The 23,422-nt window shown below is 46.2% G+C and carries 19 protein-coding genes; 4 read left to right on the top strand and 15 right to left on the bottom strand.

Going from position 1 to position 23,422, the window contains the following annotated elements; all coding sequences use genetic code 11:
- Positions 1 to 34 precede the first annotated feature (34 nt).
- The 14 genes from YC6258_RS07740 to YC6258_RS07675 all read right to left on the bottom strand — a co-directional run bounded on the left by YC6258_RS07740 (position 35) and on the right by YC6258_RS07675 (position 19,289).
- Positions 35 to 520, bottom strand: coding sequence for an Hcp family type VI secretion system effector (locus YC6258_RS07740; protein ID WP_044616494.1), 486 nt, complete (start codon positions 518 to 520; stop codon positions 35 to 37).
- 263 nt (positions 521 to 783) lie between these two features.
- A complete protein-coding gene (tssC, locus tag YC6258_RS07735; RefSeq protein ID WP_044616493.1) occupies positions 784 to 2,304 on the bottom strand; it encodes a type VI secretion system contractile sheath large subunit in 1,521 nt (506 codons plus the stop codon).
- 10 nt (positions 2,305 to 2,314) lie between these two features.
- Positions 2,315 to 2,830, bottom strand: a complete 516-nt coding sequence (gene tssB / locus YC6258_RS07730) for a type VI secretion system contractile sheath small subunit (RefSeq protein WP_044616492.1) — start codon at positions 2,828 to 2,830, stop codon at positions 2,315 to 2,317.
- Positions 2,831 to 2,902: 72 nt separating this feature from the next.
- A complete protein-coding gene (locus tag YC6258_RS07725; protein ID WP_044616491.1) occupies positions 2,903 to 4,420 on the bottom strand; it encodes a TssA family type VI secretion system protein in 1,518 nt (505 codons plus the stop codon).
- Positions 4,417 to 5,382, bottom strand: coding sequence for a TagF domain-containing protein (locus YC6258_RS07720; protein WP_044616490.1), 966 nt, complete (start codon positions 5,380 to 5,382; stop codon positions 4,417 to 4,419). The genes YC6258_RS07725 and YC6258_RS07720 overlap by 4 nt, the downstream gene beginning before the upstream one ends.
- A complete protein-coding gene (tssM, locus tag YC6258_RS07715; RefSeq protein WP_044616489.1) occupies positions 5,382 to 8,990 on the bottom strand; it encodes a type VI secretion system membrane subunit TssM in 3,609 nt (1,202 codons plus the stop codon). Before tssM ends, YC6258_RS07720 begins: the two co-directional genes overlap by 1 nt.
- Positions 8,983 to 9,711: a type IVB secretion system protein IcmH/DotU gene (gene icmH / locus YC6258_RS27165; RefSeq protein ID WP_052830147.1), complete on the bottom strand. Its 729-nt coding sequence runs from the start codon at positions 9,709 to 9,711 to the stop codon at positions 8,983 to 8,985. The genes tssM and icmH overlap by 8 nt, the downstream gene beginning before the upstream one ends.
- A 5-nt stretch (positions 9,712 to 9,716) precedes the next feature.
- Positions 9,717 to 11,051: a type VI secretion system baseplate subunit TssK gene (gene tssK / locus YC6258_RS07705; protein ID WP_044616488.1), complete on the bottom strand. Its 1,335-nt coding sequence runs from the start codon at positions 11,049 to 11,051 to the stop codon at positions 9,717 to 9,719.
- A gap of 84 nt (positions 11,052 to 11,135) precedes the next feature.
- Positions 11,136 to 11,594 (bottom strand): type VI secretion system lipoprotein TssJ, encoded by a 459-nt coding sequence (tssJ, locus tag YC6258_RS27160; protein WP_052830146.1) that lies wholly within the window; start codon positions 11,592 to 11,594, stop codon positions 11,136 to 11,138.
- Between the two features lie 642 nt (positions 11,595 to 12,236).
- Positions 12,237 to 13,118: a fructosamine kinase family protein gene (locus tag YC6258_RS07695; RefSeq protein ID WP_082070602.1), complete on the bottom strand. Its 882-nt coding sequence runs from the start codon at positions 13,116 to 13,118 to the stop codon at positions 12,237 to 12,239.
- Between the two features lie 44 nt (positions 13,119 to 13,162).
- On the bottom strand, positions 13,163 to 14,404 hold the full coding sequence (locus YC6258_RS07690; RefSeq protein WP_211264651.1) for an MFS transporter: 1,242 nt from the start codon (positions 14,402 to 14,404) through the stop codon (positions 13,163 to 13,165).
- A gap of 150 nt (positions 14,405 to 14,554) precedes the next feature.
- Positions 14,555 to 15,559: a LacI family DNA-binding transcriptional regulator gene (locus YC6258_RS07685; protein ID WP_044616486.1), complete on the bottom strand. Its 1,005-nt coding sequence runs from the start codon at positions 15,557 to 15,559 to the stop codon at positions 14,555 to 14,557.
- Between the two features lie 233 nt (positions 15,560 to 15,792).
- Positions 15,793 to 18,246, bottom strand: a complete 2,454-nt coding sequence (locus YC6258_RS07680; protein ID WP_044616485.1) for a glycoside hydrolase family 94 protein — start codon at positions 18,244 to 18,246, stop codon at positions 15,793 to 15,795.
- A 410-nt stretch (positions 18,247 to 18,656) separates the two neighbouring features.
- On the bottom strand, positions 18,657 to 19,289 hold the full coding sequence (locus YC6258_RS07675) for a LysE/ArgO family amino acid transporter (RefSeq protein ID WP_044619852.1): 633 nt from the start codon (positions 19,287 to 19,289) through the stop codon (positions 18,657 to 18,659).
- 93 nt (positions 19,290 to 19,382) lie between these two features.
- Between YC6258_RS07675 and YC6258_RS07670 the strand changes: the two genes are divergently transcribed.
- Positions 19,383 to 20,267 carry a LysR family transcriptional regulator ArgP gene (locus tag YC6258_RS07670; RefSeq protein WP_044616484.1) on the top strand — a complete coding sequence of 295 codons (885 nt, stop codon included), beginning with the start codon at positions 19,383 to 19,385 and terminating at the stop codon, positions 20,265 to 20,267.
- On the opposite strand, the gene YC6258_RS07665 is transcribed toward YC6258_RS07670, so the two are convergent.
- The gene (locus YC6258_RS07665; RefSeq protein ID WP_044616483.1) at positions 20,252 to 21,442 is read right to left on the bottom strand and encodes a benzoate/H(+) symporter BenE family transporter; all 1,191 of its coding nucleotides are present in this window, start codon (positions 21,440 to 21,442) and stop codon (positions 20,252 to 20,254) included. The genes YC6258_RS07670 and YC6258_RS07665 overlap by 16 nt on opposite strands.
- Positions 21,443 to 21,735: 293 nt before the next feature.
- Between YC6258_RS07665 and YC6258_RS07660 the strand changes: the two genes are divergently transcribed.
- The 3 genes from YC6258_RS07660 (at position 21,736) to YC6258_RS07650 (ending at position 23,415) form a co-directional block, all read left to right on the top strand.
- On the top strand, positions 21,736 to 22,311 hold the full coding sequence (locus YC6258_RS07660) for a helix-turn-helix domain-containing protein (RefSeq protein WP_211264650.1): 576 nt from the start codon (positions 21,736 to 21,738) through the stop codon (positions 22,309 to 22,311).
- 123 nt (positions 22,312 to 22,434) lie between these two features.
- Positions 22,435 to 23,013: a cytochrome b/b6 domain-containing protein gene (locus YC6258_RS07655; RefSeq protein ID WP_044616481.1), complete on the top strand. Its 579-nt coding sequence runs from the start codon at positions 22,435 to 22,437 to the stop codon at positions 23,011 to 23,013.
- 12 nt (positions 23,014 to 23,025) lie between these two features.
- On the top strand, positions 23,026 to 23,415 hold the full coding sequence (locus YC6258_RS07650; protein ID WP_044616480.1) for a DUF1924 domain-containing protein: 390 nt from the start codon (positions 23,026 to 23,028) through the stop codon (positions 23,413 to 23,415).
- Positions 23,416 to 23,422: the final 7 nt, after the last annotated feature.

Genomic DNA, 23,422 nt, shown 5'->3' with positions numbered 1-23,422 from the left:
GGCATGCAAAAGCATGCCCGATTTTAACTGTGACTTAACGACCTTCGACCCATGAGTCAGAGAATTCGATGTTACCATCAAGGTAAGTCCAGGTGACTTTCTGATAACGAATAGCCACCTCTTCCAGATGAGGATAACGCTCTTTATCAAGATCTTTGACGTTGGCCATAGTAGGATTAACTGAAGTAACTTTCACGCCTTCCAAAGTGTGGCGGAAATACTCAACTTCAGTTCCTGTCTCATCGATTTTGTACCAGCTCAATATCAGGCTCTGAAGAGTCTGACCATTACTACAAGCTTTGTACAAATACGGTGTAGCCGCGTCATAGGCCTTTGTAATAACAAAGGGCTCATGTTTACGAGTACCGGTTAATTCACCAGTATCACCATCCGTAGGAATACGGAGCTGATGCTGGAAAGCCAATACTTCGATAGAGCCTTCGCGTCCAGATACACTAACGGAACCTTGAACGTCGTTGCCTTGATCGTCTTTGAGCCACATATAGGCAGGAATTGCCATGAATAATCTCCTTTTAATAAAAATTTCCTACAATAGATAGGTTTAAGTTGTTACTGATAAATACAGTAATTCCCCAACACAAAAACACTGTGCCAACTTAAGGAGAATTCAGAAGGGATACAATTTGAAAAATGATCGATCCCTGAAATACTTATCCTTTTTCTTGAATGGTTTCCCTGGAGTTTGGAGGCTGATTCCGAATCAGCCAACCAGGTAACTAAATTTATTCTACCTTACTCTGAATCAAAAACATGAGACTCATGTCATAATTCAGGCATCTGCGAAACCAAAGATAAACGTACGTCCACACCTTCAACCTGAAAATGCGGTTGAACATACATGTTCACTGAATAATAGCCTGGGTTATCTTCAGATTCCTGTACAGATACCGCGCCATCCTTGAGAGGATGAGTTGCCGCCAGATCCGGGTCAGGATTATTCATCTTGGTCACCAAACGCTGTAACCACGCATTGAGTTCATTCTCCAAATCCTGCCGGGACTTCAATGAACCGATACTTTCACGTTGTAATACTTTCAAATACTGTGCAATCCGGGACACCAGGAAGATATACGGCAAACGCGCATTTATACGTGAGTTTGCAGTTGCACTGGCATCATCATACTCAACAGGTTTTTGCGTTGAGTTAGCAGAAAAGAAGCATGCATAGTCACTGTTTTTATAGTAACTGAGTGGTATAAAACCATGATCAGCAAACTCAAGTTCTTTGGTTTCTGAAATCAAAACTTCCGTCGGTATTTTTGATTCAGTACCTCTGCCTGATTCATAAAAATGAATCGGCAAACCGTCCAGCTTACCACCGGATTCAGGCCCTCTGATGTTCACAGTCCAACCATTTTTCTTGAAGCTTCTAACCATATTCGAAGCAAATGCAAACGCAGAGTTACCCCAAAGATAACGGTCATGCTGTTCACCCAAGACACCTTCTTTATAGTTGAAACTACGAATGGGGTTTTCTTCGCCATAAGGCAAACGCAACAGAAAACGAGGAAAAACCAAACCAACATACCTGGAATCCTCACGCTCCCTGAATCCTTTCCAGCGGATATATTCGGCTCTATCCATATAACTGGAAACATCCTGAATTTTTGGAATTTCTTCAACACTATCCTTACCAAAGAACTGAGGTCCAACAGCGCTAATAAAAGGACAATGGGCTGCACTTGCAACCTTGGAAACTTCAGTCAATAACTCAACATCAGGGGCCGATCTGTCAAATGCGTAATTGGCTATCATCGCAGAAATAGGCTCTCCCCCTGGAGTATCATATTCCTGAGTATAAATATGACTGAACAAACCAGACTGCGTAGTATCCGGAGACTCTTCGAAATCTTCGCGTAACTCTTCTTTGTCACAATCCAATATTTCGATTTTAACATTACCTTTAAAATCAGTACGGTCTGTCAAAAACTTCAGACCACGCCAAGTAGACTCGACTTTTTGAAACAGTGGATGATGGAGCACCTCATCCAGTTGAAGGCTAATTGTTTCATCAATTTTAGCGATGTACTGATCAAGCAACGTTTTATCGATACGTTCGATTTGCTGCCCGGCTTCAAGTGCGATTTCAAAGAAAACATTAAGCGCGGCAGTAATACGCTGATTAGCATCGACCTCTGCCATTGCCTTAGGGTCTTGAAATTGATTGATGTCTATCGGCTGATTAACCGGGGACATATCAACCAGACTACAAAGACGCTGATATATAGAACCATCTTCAACAACTTCAGTTGTCGATTTATTCTGTTGTTCCTGCTGAGCCATCATTGCCTCCTTATTCTTCCGACTCTTTGTTCGCCTGCTCAGCCATTAATGACTTGAGTTCTGTTTTTAGTGAATCCATATCTGGTCCAGAGTTCAGGATACGCTCCACCTCTTTTCTGAAAGAGCTGTTATCCAAAAGGTTGGATTTTAAATCCTTAAGCAGGTTCCTCATTGACAATAACTCTCTTAACTCAGGAATCTGCGATACAACGTGCTCAGGATGGAAAGACTGAAATTTTGTTGCGGTCAAATTCACAGAGATTTCTCCGCCATCATCCTTAATTCGATTTGGCACACTAAAGTTCATTTTAGGAGCCAGATTTCCCATAACCTGCTCAAGATTGGAGCTATTGATGTTGATACGCTCGCGCTCACTAACATCACCCTCACCCTGACCATTACTGAAATCTCCGAGTACCAACAATTTCATTGGCAACTCTTTTTTTACTCCAGCACCACCTGTTTCCAGATCCAGTGCGATGTTTACTCTGGCTCGAGGGACTTCATTTTGAAAACTATCGGACATGTTACCTTCTCCTTTCATTTAAGATGGGATAACAGATCAGCCAGATCTGATACTTCCCTGTTGTACATTGATTTATAGCCATTCAATTGCCAACGACACATCTGTTGCACACATTAATGACTGCAAGCGGGATATATCCGCTTCGTAATCACTTTGCTGCTCTACATCAACCTGTGCTTTCAGGTCTTTCATAACAAGCCATTTCTGGCGCCAGACAGACATTGCAAATTCAGGCATAAACCTTTCGAGTCTATGTTCCTGGACATATATATCCAGCCGATCAAGAATTGGAAATGCTTTCGCAGCTTCACCCGACTCATGACATAATTGCGCCTGGATCAGACATATTTTCTGCGCACTAATCTCTGAGCTTCCACCCTGACTTTTAAGCCACTTTAAGGCATCTGTCAGATTCTTTTCTTCTTTAATTTTTCGAGCTTCTGCTAGAAATTCAGTTGTCGGGTCATAGGCTTGCGACCCACTTTCTGCAGGCATGATCTGTTCAACCCATGCGATAACTGAACCGGCTAAAAAAGGATCACCATTCTCATAAGTTAACTGTTTTATTTTCGGTAATCTTGATAACAATGACAGGAAATTATCTTCAATAACTTTAGCTGCACTGTTGTATCCAGCTTTGCGGGCAGCCAATGCACTTAGGCGTTGCAATTCAAAACAAAATATTCCACCTGGTTCCAAAAACGCATCTTCGGCAGAAAAAAAAGCATCCTTCCAATCTTCATTTTCAAAAGCGACTTTCACTTTATTGAGACTGGTTTCTCTTGGCGCGGGAATTCGGGTTTTTCCATTTTCATTCGGAGGTAACTTTAAATCTCCCCACTTCATACTTCTGGACAACCCAGTCATGACACCGTATTGTTTTTTCTCCCGATAATAACCAAGCAATTGTTTGCTGGTTTGAAGCAATTGTGTTTCTGACTGGATAGACGAAACAACCGCATCAGGAGCGACTTTATCAGCACTTTCGCCAACAACGGTCAGGGGGGAGGATGGTTTTTGCTCTGGCTCGGCAGACCCTTTGTCTGCAGGTTTGGCAGCAATGTTCTGAGACAACCATTTGCGAAGATCCGGCCAGCCATAATCGCTGATTTCAGGCTGAACCAATTTACACAGAGATTCAAAAATTGTCAGAGTAGCTTCATACAAGTCACTGTCTGCATTTTTGGTCTGGGTCTGAACAAACGTTAAAACTCTGGATTGTAGTGGCCACCTAAGCGCAGCCAGACGAGCCTTCATTTTCTGTGGATGACACTGCTCACCAAACTTGTCCAGCAAGCCATGAAAAAGTACAAGACCTTTATAGAAACCATCCAAACCATAAAGACGACTCGCCGCTAAAACATAATATCCAGCAGCCCGCAAATCTTTTGCATTCTCTGTAAGAACTTGTAAAGACAGTGATTCGATAAGATGGAAGTTTATATCCTGACGTTTTTCAACTTCAGCTTTCAGACTACTGAAGGCTTCACTATAACGAGGATCTTCACCAACAGAACTGGTGCCAATAGGAGAGAGATAGGGCTCTAACCACTGATTCCATTCAGAATTGCCTTCCATTGCCACGGTCATACCATTTGACTCCAACTAATAGCCACATCCAATAACAAACGCTGCCGGTGGGACAGCAATTGTTCCGCCCATTTAAGACTTTGGCCGAAACCCGATGCTTGAATTGGAGAATACTCATCTTTAACAGAATACGCACTAACCAATTGCTCTAAACGAGAAGCAGTTATCGGCTTTGCGAGAATATTTAGTAATGAAGACTGTTCGTTTAGTAACCATATAATATCGGGCCGCCATTGCACAGGCCTGACAAGCCCAGACAACAAATGCAACCAGAATAACATGCTATATGGAGCTAGCTCCGATGCCCCCAAAGGCAATTTCAGATCAACATTGAAGTTTTTTTCAAAGTAATACTGTATTTGATTTCGCCAACCAGCCAGTGCCATCTTCTGAGTTTGGATATCTGCCCCGACCATGGCCGTTAACCATTGCTCAAAAGTCATTTCGGTCATAACTGACATAGAGCCAGACATCAATTGCTTTCCAGTGGGTAATTGAGTCAACAGATGTTGTGATTTCAGCTTTTCCAGGGCAGGCTCGCCAGGAAGTTCCAGAGGCCAGGATAACTCAGGATCCGCCTGCTCAAATATTCTGCTGCTGCCATAAAACAATGAAGCTGGTTTAAAATACAGATCAACATCAGAGCATCTGACAAAATAAAAAAAGGGGTACCTGCGCCCATGGCTGTCCTGGCTAGGAAACAAATATCCGCTCAACCCCTGCCGGTCATGCCCACCAACCATCAAAAAACCAATTGCAGACCTTTTTGTTGAAGATTGTTGCGTAAGAGCATTTTGCATCAACATCCAGTCCCGAAGACACATATCCAGAGTCGCAACTTCACGAAATTCTGAACAATATTTCAGAAAATCAGGGCGACTCTCCAACTTCCCCAGGAAACCAATCTCCATTCTAGCCGCTGAGGAAACTTTTTTTTCTTTGTCACCGCCAAAGCCAAACATTAGCTAGCTCCAAATAACTTCCGAGGCAATCCAAGACTGCTGAACATACCAGTATTCAGAACACTACCTTCTCTATCTGAACGAACACGATATTTCACGAAGATGGGCTCTCCCTGAGAACCAAAAGACCACTTAAGCTCAAATTCGGTTCCCTGGATATGTTTGACATCTGCTTTCTGCAGTAGCCTGATTAAGGCCCACTGACCACCAACCTCAATAGAATACGGAGATGACTGATTTCCCTGACGAACCACGACCCTGGCATTATTATGGTTTTCTGAAGGCAACCATGAAAATTCTCTCCATTCCTGTGGTTCGTTGCGATAACGGTAAGTACTACCATCCACCTCAATTATAGATTCCGTCACCCCTGGAACGGGAATCGGATAAAGCGCATACGCCATACCCATCTCGGATGAACCAGGTTTAAACAAAGCTCTGGATAGCCTATCCGCGCCGATCAGACCATCGAAAAACGCCGAATTAAAAGTTAGCCCCTGATTTAACCAGGTACGACTTCTCCAACGTCCTTTTGAAAATTTAATAAATGGCTCGAGTTCATCCTGGACAAAGCGCCAAAGCTCTCCGGTTTGCGGCGTCAGCAATGTTTGAACATCCAAGGGCGCCGCATCTACCTGACTTTGTGAAAATGGGAAACGTCCCTGAATTTTCTCAACATAGGACTGATACACCTGTGTCTCCCATTGCTGCTGCAGTGCAGCCCGGGCACTACCAAGTAATGCCGACCACGTATAGTTCAACGGTGCCTTAAAGGGTTTTTCAACCCATTTGCTTGCTCCAGGGTCCATCTCCAGCAGAATGTTATTGACCGCAATCCAGGAAGCATAAAGCTGCCTTCCACTTACATCCTTCCCGGCAACCAACGATTTGGAATATTCTTTTGCCTCCCGGTTAACGTCAGAGGACGCCAAAATAAACTCCAACTCTTCTCCCAGTGTCGCAATTGCTTCCTGGTATTGCCCCCACGCAGCATTGGTCGAAACGTAATTCTCTGGCCTGACCAGCTCTGCAAGCGGCTTGGTTGCTGCTTTAAACGCAGGAATAACAGGGACTGGCGCTTTATCCAGCACACTTTCTTTTCCAGCGGCGTTATTGGTTGCTGCAACCTCTGCAATCAACTGCCGATCAAGCTCCGGCTCAGTTAGAGTCAACTCATCTGCAACACGATTGAACAGTTTCATCCATGGGGATTGTTCATTACCCAGAATCTTTAAGGCCTGAACAGCCTCCGCAAGGTTTTTATAAGGTTTGACCGTGGTGTTGCGCAGCATCTCCGACCATTCACGCGAAAAATCCTCGAAATACAGATTACGCACATCAGCACGAAGCTGATGCATCAGCTTTTCGTCGAGCCCTTCTCTTGATTGACTCTGTTCAGCACCTAGCACCCAGTCTCCCCTACTGGCAGTGTCGGTCATCTCATCAATCTGCTTGGCAATATATGTTCTCCAGGCATTTTTAGTGTATATACCATCGACCTGACGGGAAGAACCGATGACTGAACGCCCCTCCCTACCAATAATCTTGTCTATCGTTACCGCTGGAAACTTGTCCTGCGAAGAAGCGACCAGACGGTCATAAATAGTTTGAGCGTTTGCTTTTGTGGTCAGATTCAACTGAGAAGCGGTTACCAGATCAACACCTGCCAGCCACGGATTGGTATGGGTTTCATCTATATGCCCAAAAACTTCTGTCAGATACAGCCCCATCATCTCCTTAAGCAGTGGCTGCTGTTCCTTATAACTAAGCAACAAATCGGTATCACTGTAGCTCTCATACCAGATCTGGCTTAAGTAAGGGTCGAGAAATTCAGTATCCAACCGGTCTGCATTACTTGTAAGCATCAAGTAAGCCCTTAACGCAAAGTAATATTTATCCTGGCTGGCACTTTTTTCCGCCTCCGAGAGCTTACTCCAGTTCTCTGTATAATTGGTTAGCCTGGCTTTTAATGCGGGAACAACGTGAGCATTCACAGTATTGGTCAACGTATCCAATAATAACCGCTTCATTGGTACGGCATGAGATTCAATTAAGGAGTATCGATGTATCAGCTGCAGCGGCGAATAGGTCTGTATCTGCTCCAACCGCTGATAGTGTTGATAAAGCCCAACCAATGCATCCAGTTGCTGCTGTTCGGTAGAATTTGGATCATTAACCCGACTGATAAGAGTGGATGCTTTCTTTTCATAATCAGAGATGAGCATCTGGTTAGCGGTATAGGTGCTAAACAGGCCAACTCCCGATACCACCAATAATGCTGATATAAAGACAAAGGTAAAAACTTTCGCCGTCCGATCCCAACGTTGCTTTTTTCGATTCCCTCTGACAGCATTTTTCAATGGAAAAATAACATCAGAGAAAAACTTGTCGATAAAGTAACTCCGGGTAATCGAGTCAGTTCGGGGCAAACTGATATTTACCTTGGAAAACATGTTCTTCAGAGCATTTGAACGGCGCTCCAACAACACTCCTTCCTGGGTACTGGAAGTGAAATATATGCCAGCAAACCATGGATTTTCATGATAAGGATTGTTCTTGAACAATAAGGACAGCAGCTCAGACAGTTTTTCTTTGGCGCCGGCAAACTGATTGGGAAACTGAAAGATCTCCACCTTATCAGAGGTGCTTGTTGCCAGATTGATTTTCTGCGCACTTTGCTCCAGCAAACGATGATAAAGCTGCTCAAGCCTTTCTTCCACCAGGTTCAATATATTGATGGACTTATCTTCGGTATCCTCCAGCAGGTAGACACCCCATGGCCGCTTCCTTTCAACCTCACTCAAATCATTAAAAAAGGCCTCAAATCCTTTCAGCAGATCAATTTTGGTTATTACAATATAAATTGGAAAGGTAACACCCAATTCAGAAATCAACTCATGAAGTCTGTTTTTTAGGTATTTAACATGCTGTTCAAGCGTATCCCGATCCGAAGTCAATATCTCGTCCAATGGCAACGCCAGAAGAAGGCCGTTAATCGGCAGTTTGGAACGACTTGACTTTAGCACCCGCAGAAAATTCAGCCACTCTTCGTTATCTTCATCACTGGTATACCGACCAGCAGTGTCAATCAGAATAGCCTGATCCGAGAACCACCAGTCACAATCGCGAGTGCCTCCAATTCCCTGAACATGAAAACGCTCGTCATCTTTCAGAGGAAACTCCAACCCGGATCTCGCAAACAGAGTACTCTTTCCAGCAGCAGAAGGGCCGATCACCATATACCAGGGCAATGCATATAATGCTCTATCGCCACGATAACTGGCACCGAGATGGGTGGACTTAAGTGCAGCCAGCACATCGGATATTTTTGCCTGAAACGTATCAGGACTACTATCACCTGCAACACTGTCGAGTTGTTTTTTGAATTTGCGTCCGCGAATCGATAGAAACACCAAGCGCAGAATCAGGAACACCATAAAGATCAAAACTACCGCCACCATAGCGATGATCTTTAATTTCACAGACGTCAAACCAACGTGTGCCCCCAAAAACCAGATCAGTACAAGAATCGCCACTACACCAGCGGCCACTCCGGTCATCTTCGACAACACAAATCCTTTTAAGACATTTATCAACGACTTAAACATCCTTATCACCCTCTTTCACCATACGCAGAGTCAATTCCTTTTGAGTCAACCGCTCAGCACTGTCAACGATGGATTTTTTCATAATGGATCCGTAGGCCAGCACCATTGTCACAAGTATTGCCGCTCCAATTGAAACCATAACCCAATAAGGCTGGCTACCGCTGATTCTATATACCAACTTACTTTCCGGAACAGCAGAATCCGCCAACTCTCTGGGAACCACTCCCTGCGAATCCTCCAGCTGTGACCGCAGCGATACCAGATAGGCTTGCAACTGATCATACCCCTTAATTCGATATACTCCCTGATACCCAAACTGCAGGCAGGTGTAAAAAAGCCCGATCACCAAGCGGTTTTTGGCAAACTCCTGACGCAATTCATTTAAACGGTTAAAAAATACCTCGCCAGCGTTACTTTCACCGAAATATTCGATACATAGAGGCTTAACCATCCAATCGAATTTTTTGGGCCAGCGGGAAGACATGACCAGCTCATCCACATAGGCAGCCATAGCAAACCGGATATCACGGGTAATAGTAGCTGGCCATTGTTTTTCAAACGCCCTGCGTTCAAGATCAATAAAAGCCTGCTCAATATCGACTCTTAGGGATTCTGGTACCTGATCAGCAAATTCAGGAATATTCAAAGGTTCAACGAGATTAAAAATGGGCGCCGTACTTTCAACCAACGCCGCCTCCATTTCACGCAACGATTCTTCCATAACATTTATTCCTCAACGGCAATCAGTTCGACCTTAGCATGTGCAAATTCCCCGAAAGCAAACGCAGAAAACTGCTGGTCACGACATATGCTCGCCCATACATCACCGCTTTTGGTAATTAAGAAATATTCATAACCGGATTTAATGCGTATTTTTTGAGGAACGCGTTGAGTATGAACCAGTTGAACCCCTGGTGTGGCGCTGGCCACCATGTTTTCAATCAAAGACGGAGATGCCACTTTAAAGAAGGCAGGGAATTGAGCAATCCATGAAGTATCACTGGCATCAATATAAACCGATAAGTAGAACGAACACTTTTCAAATGCTTCTTGGGAGATTTTTGTGGACTGGAAACGTCCTGGAGACAAAGCTTCAATTGCGATACCAGCTTCAGCCCGTTTGCGCTCAGCACCTAAAACAGCTCGTACTGATTGATATAATGTACTGAAAGAGCTGGTCAGGTCATTGTGCTCATAAGTACCATTAAAAGGTACCTTTTCAGGAGCAAGGTGCAAAGCGATGCGATCATGATAGCGCCGCAGCAACCGATAAAAATCAATAGCCGGTACAGCCTTGTTGTCACCCATGACCCGCAGCTCTGCCAGCGCTTCAGTCAACTCTGACTGCAACAGGAAATCGGCCAGATCAGAAGACAAAAAAGAACCAACATCCCCCAATCCAACACGTTTCTCATGCAAAGACCGAAACTGAGACTGCAATATATCGATTACACTGCCCAATTGCTCAGATAACACTGGTGCAGCATCCAGACTTAGAACGGGAGGAATATAGTTTTTATCCAACTCAAAAGCATTATCGTAGCTACGAATAACCCTGACGACATTCAACGAAACATTATTGGCGCGATCTTCACCTGAAATATGCAGATGCATATTAGGCTGACCAAGCAATACATCACGTTTTCTTGATGGATCATACTGATCAGGTACTTCAACATGCTGTGCGTGCCATCCTACAGAACTACCAGACGGAGCATAACCAGTGATACTGTCAGCCATATCATTACTGGGAAAAGAAAGCGCAAGCACCTGGGATTCTGAATTCAGTGTCGACAAATCATAGCTGACCGGTTTGTCATACTTCCGATCATAGTCAATCAAACTACCATCTGGAAAAACGGCCAGACATCTTACGAGTTCAAGACGACTATTCTGGAGAGCAGCCTCATTCCATTCAAGCTCTTTAACCCCCCAGAAATGAGGTTCATATATTCTTGTCTTTAATTTTTGATAATGAGACTGGTAGATATCCCAGGCTTGAAAATGCTGCTGTCCAAGAAATACACCTTCAGCCCAAATGACTTTGCGAAAACCTTTCATAAACAATCCCTGAATACAGAAACCCAGAACCCTTTTCAGACTTCCAGGCTTTAATAATTCTATCTAATGACTGAGCAGGAAGAACTATCGATACTGCATATTGATGTTAGATCCTGTCACGTTCAGCTTAAGCTTCGCAGATTTACTGAACACTCCGGATTTAACTTTTTGATATACCTTCCATGAACCTTCCCGTGAACGGAAGAAGGCCATTACGCCAACATATTCGGCACCACGCTTCTTATCAATATTCAGAACTCCCTCAAAACCGGGCTGAACAGTGAATTCATGAACCGAAATCAATGTATCAGCAAGCATATCGGGCCCTGTTTTCCAAAGCTCATCGTAGGGAGCGCGGTCAAACAGACGGGGATCTGTCAATTGATAAACACGCACAATAACAGCGTAATTATTTCCTTGAACATCAGGATTCAGAGTCTCTGAGGACTCTACTTGGAACTTCAAATTGGATGTTGCACAAGAACTGAACAACACAATTGAGATTAGAACGAGTATAGTGGTTTGGAACAACTGTTTGAGCATCCTAGCCCTTCTCCACGCCAGATTTCCAGCAGTTAGTGATTAATGGGTCGATCATATGCTATCTAATAAGCCCGCAAAAGTTTGTGATATGGTTCTTGTATTTTAAAAACCAGTAATAATTCTTTTGGCGCCATGCCACGATCCGCGAAAACAGCATAGTGTGCCAGACCTTCTAAGTAAAGCCTCATGGTACAAGACCATTACTTAAAACTTATGCGCCAAAGAATAGTACGCAACAACATCCATGAACAGGAATTCTCGATCAGTGAAATCCCTTGATGTTCGTTAGCTACCTGTCATGCCATATAACACTTCATTACATTCGCATATCAATAACAGCCACTTACCCCATGCCGCTAATCTGTATCGCTGAGGCCACTAAGACTAGGCACCATTGTCGACATATCTTCCGGGAACGGATTTGCCCTATCCTTGCATATCATTGATCGAGGCACAGGATATACAGAATCCTAAACAGGAGTTTATAAAACAAAAATGACCGATCTGAGCAATTTTTATACACCACGCAGTAGTCTTAGGTAATTATTCAAAGCTCCATCACCAAGTACTGTAGGCATTATGGGCTCAGGCAAGGCGCAATCGGATATCAGCTAATTATTTGCCGTTTGTAATTCTGTCTGACTATTTCAATGGCTGAAGGTATTGAATTTGTTGCAGACAGGACGCCAGGTAAAACTCGCCAAACAAGTTCAGATGATTCAACAAGTGGTATAGATTATATAGTAGTTTGCGATGCGGATAGCCTTCATCCAGAGGCCAGGCCTGCTGGTATTCACGGTAAAATTCCGCATCAAACCCAGAAAACAATTCAGTAAGAGCAACATCTGTTTCCCGGTCACCAAAGTAGCATGCAGGATCAAATATCACTGGAGTGGCATCCTCGAGATACCCTTTGTTTCCGCTCCACAGATCTCCATGCAGCAGTGAAGGAACAGGTTGATGATTATGTAGCAACCGCTGACAAACTTCATTCAGAGGAAGAATATATTTCTCAATTGCATTCGAAAACCCCTGATCACAGACCATCTGCAATTGAGGCAACAGCCGGTTGTTCCACCAGAATGCAGACCACGTTTCTTCTGCTGTATTTCTCTGAAACGTACGACCGATATAGTTATCATATTCAAGCCCATAACCTGGCCCTGTGTGGCGATGCAATGCTGCCAATCGCCGCCCCAATTGGCCATCATGGGTATTTCCGGCCAGATCGAGATACTCCATCACAAGCAATGTATCATTTTCGTGAAAAGACACAGATATAGCCTCAGGCACACAGATTTCAGCCGCTGCACGCAGCAATTGTAAATTCCTGAACTCTGCCTGCAGCAAGCCGCCATCCTGAGCAGAGCATCGTTTGACAAACAACGGACCAATATTCGTCTGCGCTTTGAAGCTGTCACAAATATCCCCTCCACTGACCCGTTCCAGTTGTCGGACCTGCACCATCTGCCCCATCACGGCAGACATTTCCGTACCAACAATGTGCGCAATTCGTCTAGTCATCGGGGCTAACCTCTTGTGTAACCAGAGTCATCAGATAGCTGGAATCAGGACGTCACGTCACTTAAGCGGTCGACCTTACGCAAGGCCGGGAACCACCTCATCCATAGACCGACAATCATTATTGTCCCAACCCCTCCAAGTATTGCCGCAGGTACCACCCCAAACCAAGCTGCGGTGGTACCTGATTCAAATTCTCCCAGCTCATTCGAAGCGCCGATAAATAGCATATTAACCGCGCTGACCCGCCCTCTCATGGCATCAGGAGTAGCCATCTGAATCAGGCTGGCACGGACATATACACTGACCATATCGCTGGCTCCAATAACAAACAATGCCAATAGCGACAGGACAAAACTGGTTGAAAGGGCGAATACCACTGTCGCCAGACCAAATACCGCCACACTGGCAAACATAATCAATCCAGCATGACGCCTGATAGACAAATACCCCAGGAGAATACCGACGACAAATGCTCCGACCGCCATCGCACTACGCAACGCCCCCAACCCACCGGGGCCCACATGCAATATATCCTTTGCATAAATTGGCAGCAGGGCCGTGGCACCTCCCAATAAAACCGCAAACAGATCCAGTGACAATGCTCCGAGCACAATCGGGCGATGGCGGACATAACTAACTCCCTCTTTCAAACGCTCCAATGCCGACGTACCTGAGGGACCTTTTTGCTGTCGAAACTGTGGCTTTATAAAGTAAATAGACAATGCTCCAATACAGAACATCATGCTGCAAAGACCAAACGCAAAACCCGCCCCCAGAAGATATACAAACCCACCGAGAGCCGGGCCAGCGATGACCGCAACCTGAAAAGCCGAAGAGTTCCACGCAATTCCCTGAGGCAACAGCTTTTTGGGAACGACCAGCGGAAGCAGAGACTGCATGGAGGGTCCGGCAAAAGCCCTGCCGACACCAAACAATGCCAGTGCCGCATAAAAAGGCCACAAAAGATCAGTATGGAACAATGTCAGCATTAGCAGAATAATCGCAGCACATCCTTGTATCAGCCAGGCCAGAGTCAACAACAAACGTCGATCAAAACGATCAGCCAGATCCCCCGCCGGCAGCGTGAACACGGCCATGGGAATAAACTGAACCAACCCGACATAACCCAATGCCAACGGATCATTCGTCAGTGCGTAGAGATGCCAGGCCACGACAACTGCCTGAATCTGCATTGCAATTGTGCCAATCAACCGACCTGCAGCCAGATTTAAAAAACCGGGGCAATCAATTAACCGCCCGGGAAAGGGATCTTTTTCTTGCGACACGATGATTCTCAAAACAGAAAGGACAGCACAATAAATCACTTCCGCTACAACAGTCTATTCAAGACTTTTCAGCAGTTAGGGAAGGTGGTGTAGAGAAAAATTTGCAAAAGGCAAATCTGCAATCAATATCTGCCAATCACAATATTAGGTTCAACGGCCGTAGCGGCAAGTCGAATTACGAATAACCAATTCAGGTTTGAAGCGCAAAACAACGTTATCCTGTTGTTCACCTGACAATCGCAAAGCCATCAGACCAGCCTGACGCCCGAATTCAGAAACCGGAATGATAACCGACGTTAGAGACGGCTCCACATAACGGGCCATGATAATGTCATCATAACCAATGATACTGACATCATTCGGAACAGAAACCCCTTCACTTTTTAACCATCCCATCGCACCAATGGCCATATGATCGTTATGTGCAAAAATCGCTGAGTAAGAGAGATTGCGCTCCTGAAGTTCCTTAACCGCGGCCTTGCCACCTTCTTCGGTATAGTCCGATTCAACAATAAGATGCTCGTTATAATCGACCCCGGCTTCCATGAGTGCACGGCGATAACCATTTAAGCGGGACCGGGAATCACTTTTATAGATCGGGCCGGCAATACAAGCTATAGATCGATGCCCCTGTTCAAGCAAATGTTTGGTGGCAATATAACCACCCAGTTCGTTATCAATGGAAATACACTGCTCTTCCATCGTGGGAACCAGTCGATTGACGATAACCACCGGTATCCGCAATTGCTCACACAGTTCAATCAACTTATCATCAGGCATCGCATCGAGATGCAGAATCAAAACATCCACTCGCCGTTGCAACAAAAATTCGATGGCCTCGCTTTCACTTTCAACCGTACCATGACTACTGGTAATAATCAGATGCTTGTCGGCCATACGTACGATCTGCTCTGCGGACTGCATCATCTCACCAAAGAACGGACCGCTTAAGTCCCCAACGACCATACCAACTGTCTGTGATTTGTTCGTTGCCAGAGAACGGGCAAAAGAGTTTGGCTGATAACCAAGTTCTTTCATGGCAGCAAGTACTTTTTTGCGAGTCTCATCAGATACCCACCGACTGCCATTAATCACCCGGCTGACGGTCGCTACTGAAACACTTGCATACTTGGATACATCGCGGATTGTGATCATGCAGATATTCCCTGCTATTGATATTGAGTGCAAAACATTTAATTAGAGTGGCGCAGTAGAATATAGTGCACCACATAATGACGGAGCTATGCCGTGCATTCTAGCCAGCAGACGACAAATATCATAGTACCGTGTGTCTGATGATGAAATTTATGTGACTGATATCTCTCCCCACACCTGCGCTGGGTTGATCACCTACCCACAACAAAAGATAGATGGGGAGAGAAACCAGGTCATCCCATGGTGACCGTTACCCGATGCTCAGTACCCGGTTCAAACACAGGCAGAATATTGCCATCAATAGATTCACCATCCACGACAACAGCAGTCACGCCTTTGCTGACACTTTTCGGATTAAATATATCAATGTGGTAAGTCACATCCCGAAACCGTCGAACAACAGAATAGTGGGTCCAGGCTTTTGGTATGCAGGGATCGACCTGTAGCCCATCATATTGTGGCTTGATACCGAGAATCGCCTGAGTGATGGCCACGTAATTCCAGGCAGCCGTCCCCGTCAACCAGGAGTTTTTGGCCTGCCCCGGAGTTGCAGCTTCTTTGCCGGCAATCATCTGAGCATACACATAAGGCTCGGTTTTATGCAGCCGGACTTTATCATCCTGATAGGCCGGCGCAATTTTGGTGTAATACTCGAATGCACGATCACCGTTGCCCTGGACGGTTTCACCAATCATGATCCATGGGTTGTTATGACAGAAAATTCCGCCATTTTCCTTATAGCCTTGGGGATAAGTGGAGATCTCGCCATACTCAACGTAATAGCGTGAAAAAGCCGGGTAATTCAGAACAATACCGTAGTCACAGGCCAAATATTTATTTACAGAATCAAGAGACTTACCCACCAGCCCTTCCTTCAGGCCAACACCGGCCATGGTGCAAAATCCCTGCGACTCGATAAATATCTTACTTTCCTCAGCCTCATGGGTACCGATTTTTTGACCAAATGCATCATAAGCACGCAGGAACCATTCACCATCCCAACCGTGTTCTTTGATTGCTTCAATCATCGCATCAATATGCCCACTGGCTCTTTCCGCCTCTTCATTTTGGCCTCGATAACGGCATAACTCGACATAATCGTTACCAAACAAAACGAACTGACCGGCTATCATGACAGACTCAGCGCGACCACCTTCACGGTTTTCAGTTGTCTGAAAACTCTCATTGGGCTCCATTGAGAAACAGTTCAGATTCAAGCAGTCATTCCAATCCGCCCGGCCAATCAAGGGCAATCCGTGTTCCCCCAGATTACGGGTTACAAAGTTAAAGGAACGGGTCAGATGCTCAAATAATGTCGCACAATTGTTTTCATCATTATTAAACGGTACTGACTCATCGAGAATGGAAAAATCACCAGTTTCTTTCAGATAAACAGTAACCGACTGCACCAGCCACATAGGATCGTCATTGAAATTGCCACCAATGGCTGCATTCCCACGCTTGGTCAGCGGTTGATATTGATGGTAGGCGGAACCGTCTTCAAACTGAGTAGCCGCAATATCGAGAATACGCTGACGAGCACGTTCCGGGACCAGATGAACAAAGCCGATCAAATCCTGATTGGAATCACGGAATCCCATGCCACGGCCGATACCGGACTCAAAATAAGATGCCGAACGTGACATATTGAAGGTCACCATATTCTGATACTGATTCCAGATATTTACCCCACGATTCAATCGTGGGTCATCGGTTGTCACAATGTATTTGTTGAGCAGATGATCCCAGTAATCTTTGAGTTCCCGGAATGCCAAATGAACCTGATCAACGGTATTGAAACGGTCAATCATTTCACGTGCTTTGGTTTTGTTGATAATGCCAGGCTCTTCCCATTTCTGGTCTTCGGGCATTTCGACATAACCAAGAGTAAAGATCAGTTCTTTCACCTCACCGGGCGCCAGGATAATTTCCAGATAATGCGAGGCAACCGGTGACCAGCCATGGGCAATGGAATAGTTGGACTCACCTTTATCAACGACTGCCGGAGCATCAAAACCGTTATGTTCACCAAGGAAACCGTCCCGATCGGTATCGAAACCGTCTACCTTCTGGTTCACGGAATAGAACGCATAATGATTTCTACGCTCACGATATTCGGTTTTGTGATAAATCACAGAATCTTTAACTTCCACCTGACCGGTAGAAAAGTTGCGCTGAAAATTGGTCATGTCATCTTCAGCATTCCACAGACACCATTCAACCAACGAGAACACTTTAATGGTTTTGATCTCATCACTGAGGTTGGTCAGTGTCATCTGTTGAATTTCAATATCTTCATTACGGGGAACAAAAAACAATACCGAGCTGCGCAGTCCGTTTTTCTCTCCAGTAATACGGCTATAACCCATACCATGGCGACATTCGTATTTGTCCAACGGAGTACGCATGGGCTTCCAACCGGGCGACCAGGCCACATCGCCGTCTTTGATATAAAAGTATTTACCACCGGTATCGACCGGAACATTGTTATAACGGTAACGGGTGAGACGACGGAACTTGGCATCCTTATAAAAACTGTAACCACCTCCGGTATTCGACAACAATGAGAAAAATGCTGTATCCCCCAGATAGTTTATCCATGGGTATGGTGTTTTGGGTTCCGTGATGACGTACTCCCGATGGGCATCATCAAAATAGCCGTATTGTCTTTCTGCTTGTATCGACATAATGAACTCACCTGCACAATCATTTGTGCGTTTTAACTCTTACCTGTCACAGCGCCTGCTGCACCCCTGATTTCTACATTAGGACCGAGCATTCATCTCTGCTCATTTGTATTCACACGCCCAATAAACTGTTTCGATCCCGTCTATTACCGTTAGGCAATTTTGACGGCTGGTATTTAAGCGCATAATCTCGCTCCTGTAAACGGTTACATATCAACTGGTATAAGTCTTTACGGTGATTACGGAGCAAATAAGAAGCAAGGAATCAGAGCCGATTCCCTGACGACGGCCTGACCCAACTCACAACAGGCACAAAAGAGAGAACAAGAATATTTATCAACCTTATTCAGGTCAGATACGACACCAATCTAAAGGTTTTCGGAAGTCATCAGATACATTATGGGCAAAAACTACACCTGCTGAAAATACAGCCAAGCTTGATACCAGAGAGTACCGGCGATCGACCACATAACAGCCGCGATCACCACATCCAGAACTTTCCAAGCAATTGGTTGGCTGAATAGCGGACTCAGTCTGGCAGCACCATAAGCCAGCATGAAGAACCATACCGCCGACGCTGATGCCGCGCCGAAACCAAACCAGTAGCGGGCAGGAGTCTCGAACTGACCACCGATACTACCTATCAGCAATACCGTGTCGAGATAAACATGTGGATTCAGCAATGACAATCCCAGCGTCACCGCAATGGCACCGGAATGTGATTGCAGCGATATCTCACTACGTTTCATTTGTTGAGAGGTCATGGCAGTCCGCAACGACCGGGCACCATAAACCGTGAGAAACAATGCACCTCCTGCCGAGGCGATCAATAACAGCCTCTGGTTTGAAGAGATCAACACCCCCAGCCCCGTAATGCCGGAAAAAATGAGTCCCATATCCAGTAACGTACAGGTCACCGCAATGGTTCCGATATATTGCCTCCGCACCCCCTGTGTCAGCACAAATGCATTTTGAGCACCAATCGCCACAATCAGGCTTCCCCCGGTCATAAACCCTTTAAGAAAAACAGTTACAAAGTCCATCAACGAAATACCCTCACTCAATGTTGGCAGAAGTGTATTTCCTTACCTAAAATCAATTAAATTAATAATTTTTTGGATTCATTAATAATACTAATGATAGATATTCGCCAACTGCAGGCTCTGGCCGGTGTGATAGATGAACAAGGGTTTGACAAAGCTGCCAGGAAACTGGGGCTCACCCAGTCAGCGGTCTCCCAGCGGATCAAACAATTAGAGCGGCAGCTGGGGAAAATTCTCTTGATACGCTCCACTCCGCCAAGCCTGACTCATGACGGTATTATCGTGATGAAATACTTTCGGCAGATGGAACATCTTCAGCATGAGATGCTCAACCACTACCAACCACCTACCGGACAACGACGCACGCTGGCAATCGGAGTCAATGCTGACAGCCTTGCCACCTGGCTGCTGGACGCACTGGATCCATTGATTCAATCCGAACAGCTGCTGATCGATATCCGGGTCGACGACCAGGATCGTACTCACGACTTGCTGCTCAGCGGTGAAGTGCTGGGATGTGTCAGCTCCAGTAACTCTCCAGTCAATGGATGCAATTGTTACAGCCTTGGCACCATGACTTACCTGTGCCTGATAGCACCGGCATTCAAACAACGTCATCAAATGAGCGACGACGTTTCCGCCACTCAACTGCAGACCCTGCCATGTCTTGAATTCAATCATGAAGATGGTCTGGAAAAACGCTACCTTGAGCATTACTTCGGAATTACCACACCCGTTCCCACCCACCGTATCCCATCCGTCGAATCCTACCTGGACTTTATTCGTCGCGGTCATGCCTGGGGCATGATTCCCGCGCCACAGGCCTATCCAGCTCTCGAAAACGGGGAACTGATAGAACTAAAACCAGGCACCAGCCTGCAGGTTCCATTGTTCTGGCATATCTGGGACCTGAAAAGCGAACTGGCCCGTAAACTCACCGAAACTCTGACCCGTTATGCCCGTCACTTCGTCCACTGAACATAGGTAAATAACAGCCGTTGCAGAATCCCGTGGCGCCAGTGGACCAGATAGCCCATCACCATTCCCCAGAAGGCGCTGCCGATACCAAACATCACCACCCCGGATACCGTCGCCAGCAGTGTTACCAACGCAGCCTCACGATCATCCTCGTCACGCAGGGCCGCCAGCAGACTGTTGGCAATCGTTGGCAGCAATGCCAAACCAGCGAGGGTTGCCAGATATGCAGCGGGAACGGACGCAAAAAATGCGACCACGGTACCCGCCATCAATCCCAGCACCAAATAAAACACGCCCGCTGATATGGCAGCGACATAACGCTTATCTTTATCGACATGAGCATCTTCGGTCACACAGATGGCAGCCGTAATCGCGGCCAGGTTTAAAGCAAAAGCGCCAAAGGGAGCCAACAACAAGGTGGTCATGCCGGTCCATTTCAGCATCGAAGAAGTGGGCGAGCGGTAACCACTACTGACCAATACCGCAATACCGGGGAGATTTTGGGAAGCCATGGTCACCAGAAACAACGGTACCGTCAGACTTAAAAAAGCCCGCAGTGAGAATTCCGGCGACTGCCACACCGGATACCCGAAACTCAGGTTTAATGTCTGTACCTGAATCTGCCCTTGCACCCACGCGACCATCAATCCCAGTACAGCCACGACCAGAACCGCATATTTAGGCTGCCATAAACGAAACAGGAAATAGCTACTGATCATACTGAGTACCAGCACCGGTTGCTCTGTTATCGCTGAAAATACATGAACGCCAAAGGGCAACAACACCCCTGCCAGCATGGCATTGGCAATGGCGGGTGAGAGCGAACGGGTCAGGCGTTCAAACTGGCCGGTCCAGCCAGCCAGCAAGATCAAAACCGCAGTCATCACAAACGAACCAATGGCCTGTTCAAGACTAAAACCCGCCAGACTGGCAATGAGTGCCGCTGCCCCCGGTGTTGACCACGCGGTGACCATAGGAATGCGATGCAGCAATGACAGACCGATAGAAGTAATCCCTATGCCCAACCCTAATGCCCACAACCATGACGCGGCTTGCACACCAGTGGTTCCTGCAGCATCTGCGGCCTGAAACACCACCACGGCCGAACTGCTAAACCCCACGATGACGGCGATCAGACCAGCACTGATGTTACTGACAGACAAATCCCTGAACATTCAGAATCTCCAAACTATCAATTAGATGGCGCAGCCTATCATTGTGCGTTATAACGCACAATGAAATTCACTCAATGTTCCAAAAAGAAATTCTCTGCTCCTACACCTCCCATGTCAGAACATCGGGCCTGGTGCTTCGTTCCTGCATGCAGCCAAACAGTTATCATAAGAACTTAACACAGCATAATGTCACACATGGGATATTCATTAGTGCATGTGTTATAACTTGGCCATTTACTCACCCGGCAGGTAGCAGACGGTGATATGGAATCAACAGCATCGGAGTCATCTTGATGGAATTTTCGCAACAGGTTGCCAGCGGCCTTAAACAACTCAGAAAACAATATCAATGGAGCCTGGATACCGCCGCGAAAAAGACTGGGGTGAGCAAAGCGATGCTGGGTCAGATCGAACGTGGTGAATCAAGCCCTACCCTCAATACCCTCTGGAAAATTGCGCGCGGCTATGAACTATCATTCTCACAATTGATGGCACTGACTGCCGGCACCGAAGGTAATCGTTCCGGCACTCTGTATCAACCTGCCGGCAGCCTGCTGCGGGTGCAACCATTAATACCCTATGATCCACAAATGAAAATTGAGTTGCTGCAACTGGAGCTGATGCCCGGATACATGCGCAAATCGACCGCTCACGAACCCGGCGTCATAGAACACGTCATTGTGATCAGCGGCCATTTATCAATACTCAGCGAAGATGTCTGGCACTCCCTTGAACCTGGCCAGGCATTTCATTTTGATGCCAATTGCGAACACGGATATCGCAATGACTCCGATCTCGAAAGCACGATATTTCACAATCTTATTTTCTATCCGCAAGGGCGCGTTCAGGTAAAGTCCAACGGCTCCTGAGCACTCTTTTTCTCTCCCAAATAATCATGACGATCAGTCATGAAGTGATTCTGTTCTGCACTTAAGTTTGTTTTAAGGCTGCGCAATTAAGCTGGCGGTAATTTATTAACAAGAGCGCAGCACATGACTCAGCACAGCAACAACACCGTTAAAGTCTGGGACCCTCTGATTCGGGTATTTCATTGGTCCCTCGCCAGTTTTTTCATCATCGCCTATCTGACCGAAGGCGAAGTAATGCCATTACACGCTTATGCCGGATATGGGATCGTCGCTCTGGTGGCCTTCCGTCTGATCTGGGGCATGATCGGCACTCATCATGCCCGGTTCCGCAACTTCGTGACCGGCCCGGGCACAACCGTCAACTACCTCAAAGATATTGCCCAAGGTAAGGCCAAACGCTTTATTGGCCATAATCCTGCCGGTGCTGCGATGATCGTAGCATTGCTACTGATGGTCACCCTGACCGCTTTTTCAGGCATGGCATTGCTCTCTGTGGATGGTGAAGGCCCTCTGGCCAATACCTTTTTTGCCACCATGAAGGAACATGACCTCAAAGAAGTTCATGAACTGTTTGCCAACCTGACTGTCTTGTTGGTTGCTCTGCACGTTGCCGGCGTCATTGCCAGCAGCTGGCTACACAAGGAGAACCTGGTCAGAGCCATGTTGAATGGCAAAAAAACCAGCGATCACAGTTCTCAATGATTGGAGCAAATCATGCCGACCCATTTGCTTAAAACCCTCATTTTGCTATCCGCCATCATGGCCGGCTCTGCCAGTGCAGATAGCACTGTCGATACCCTGCTGGCAGCATTTAGTCAGCAGGGGGCAGGACCGTTTTCAGCCACTGCCGGCGGAGAATTCTGGCAACAGGATCATGATGGTCACAGCTGCTCTTTGTGTCATGGTCAGGATGTCAGTAAACCTGGCAAGCATGCCAATACCGGCAAGCTCATAGAACCTATGGCTCCATCGGCAAACCCGACCCGGCTGACGGATCAGGCAAAGGTGGAAAAATGGCTGTTACGCAATTGTCGCTGGACCCTTGGGCGGGAATGCACTGCTCAGGAAAAAGGCGATGTTCTGACCTGGTTAAGTCAACAATAAGGTAATC

This window comes from Gynuella sunshinyii YC6258 (assembly GCF_000940805.1).
Lineage (GTDB): Bacteria > Pseudomonadota > Gammaproteobacteria > Pseudomonadales > Natronospirillaceae > Gynuella > Gynuella sunshinyii.
Note: the sequence above shows the minus strand (reverse complement) of the source record. Positions and strands in the feature narration are given on the sequence as shown.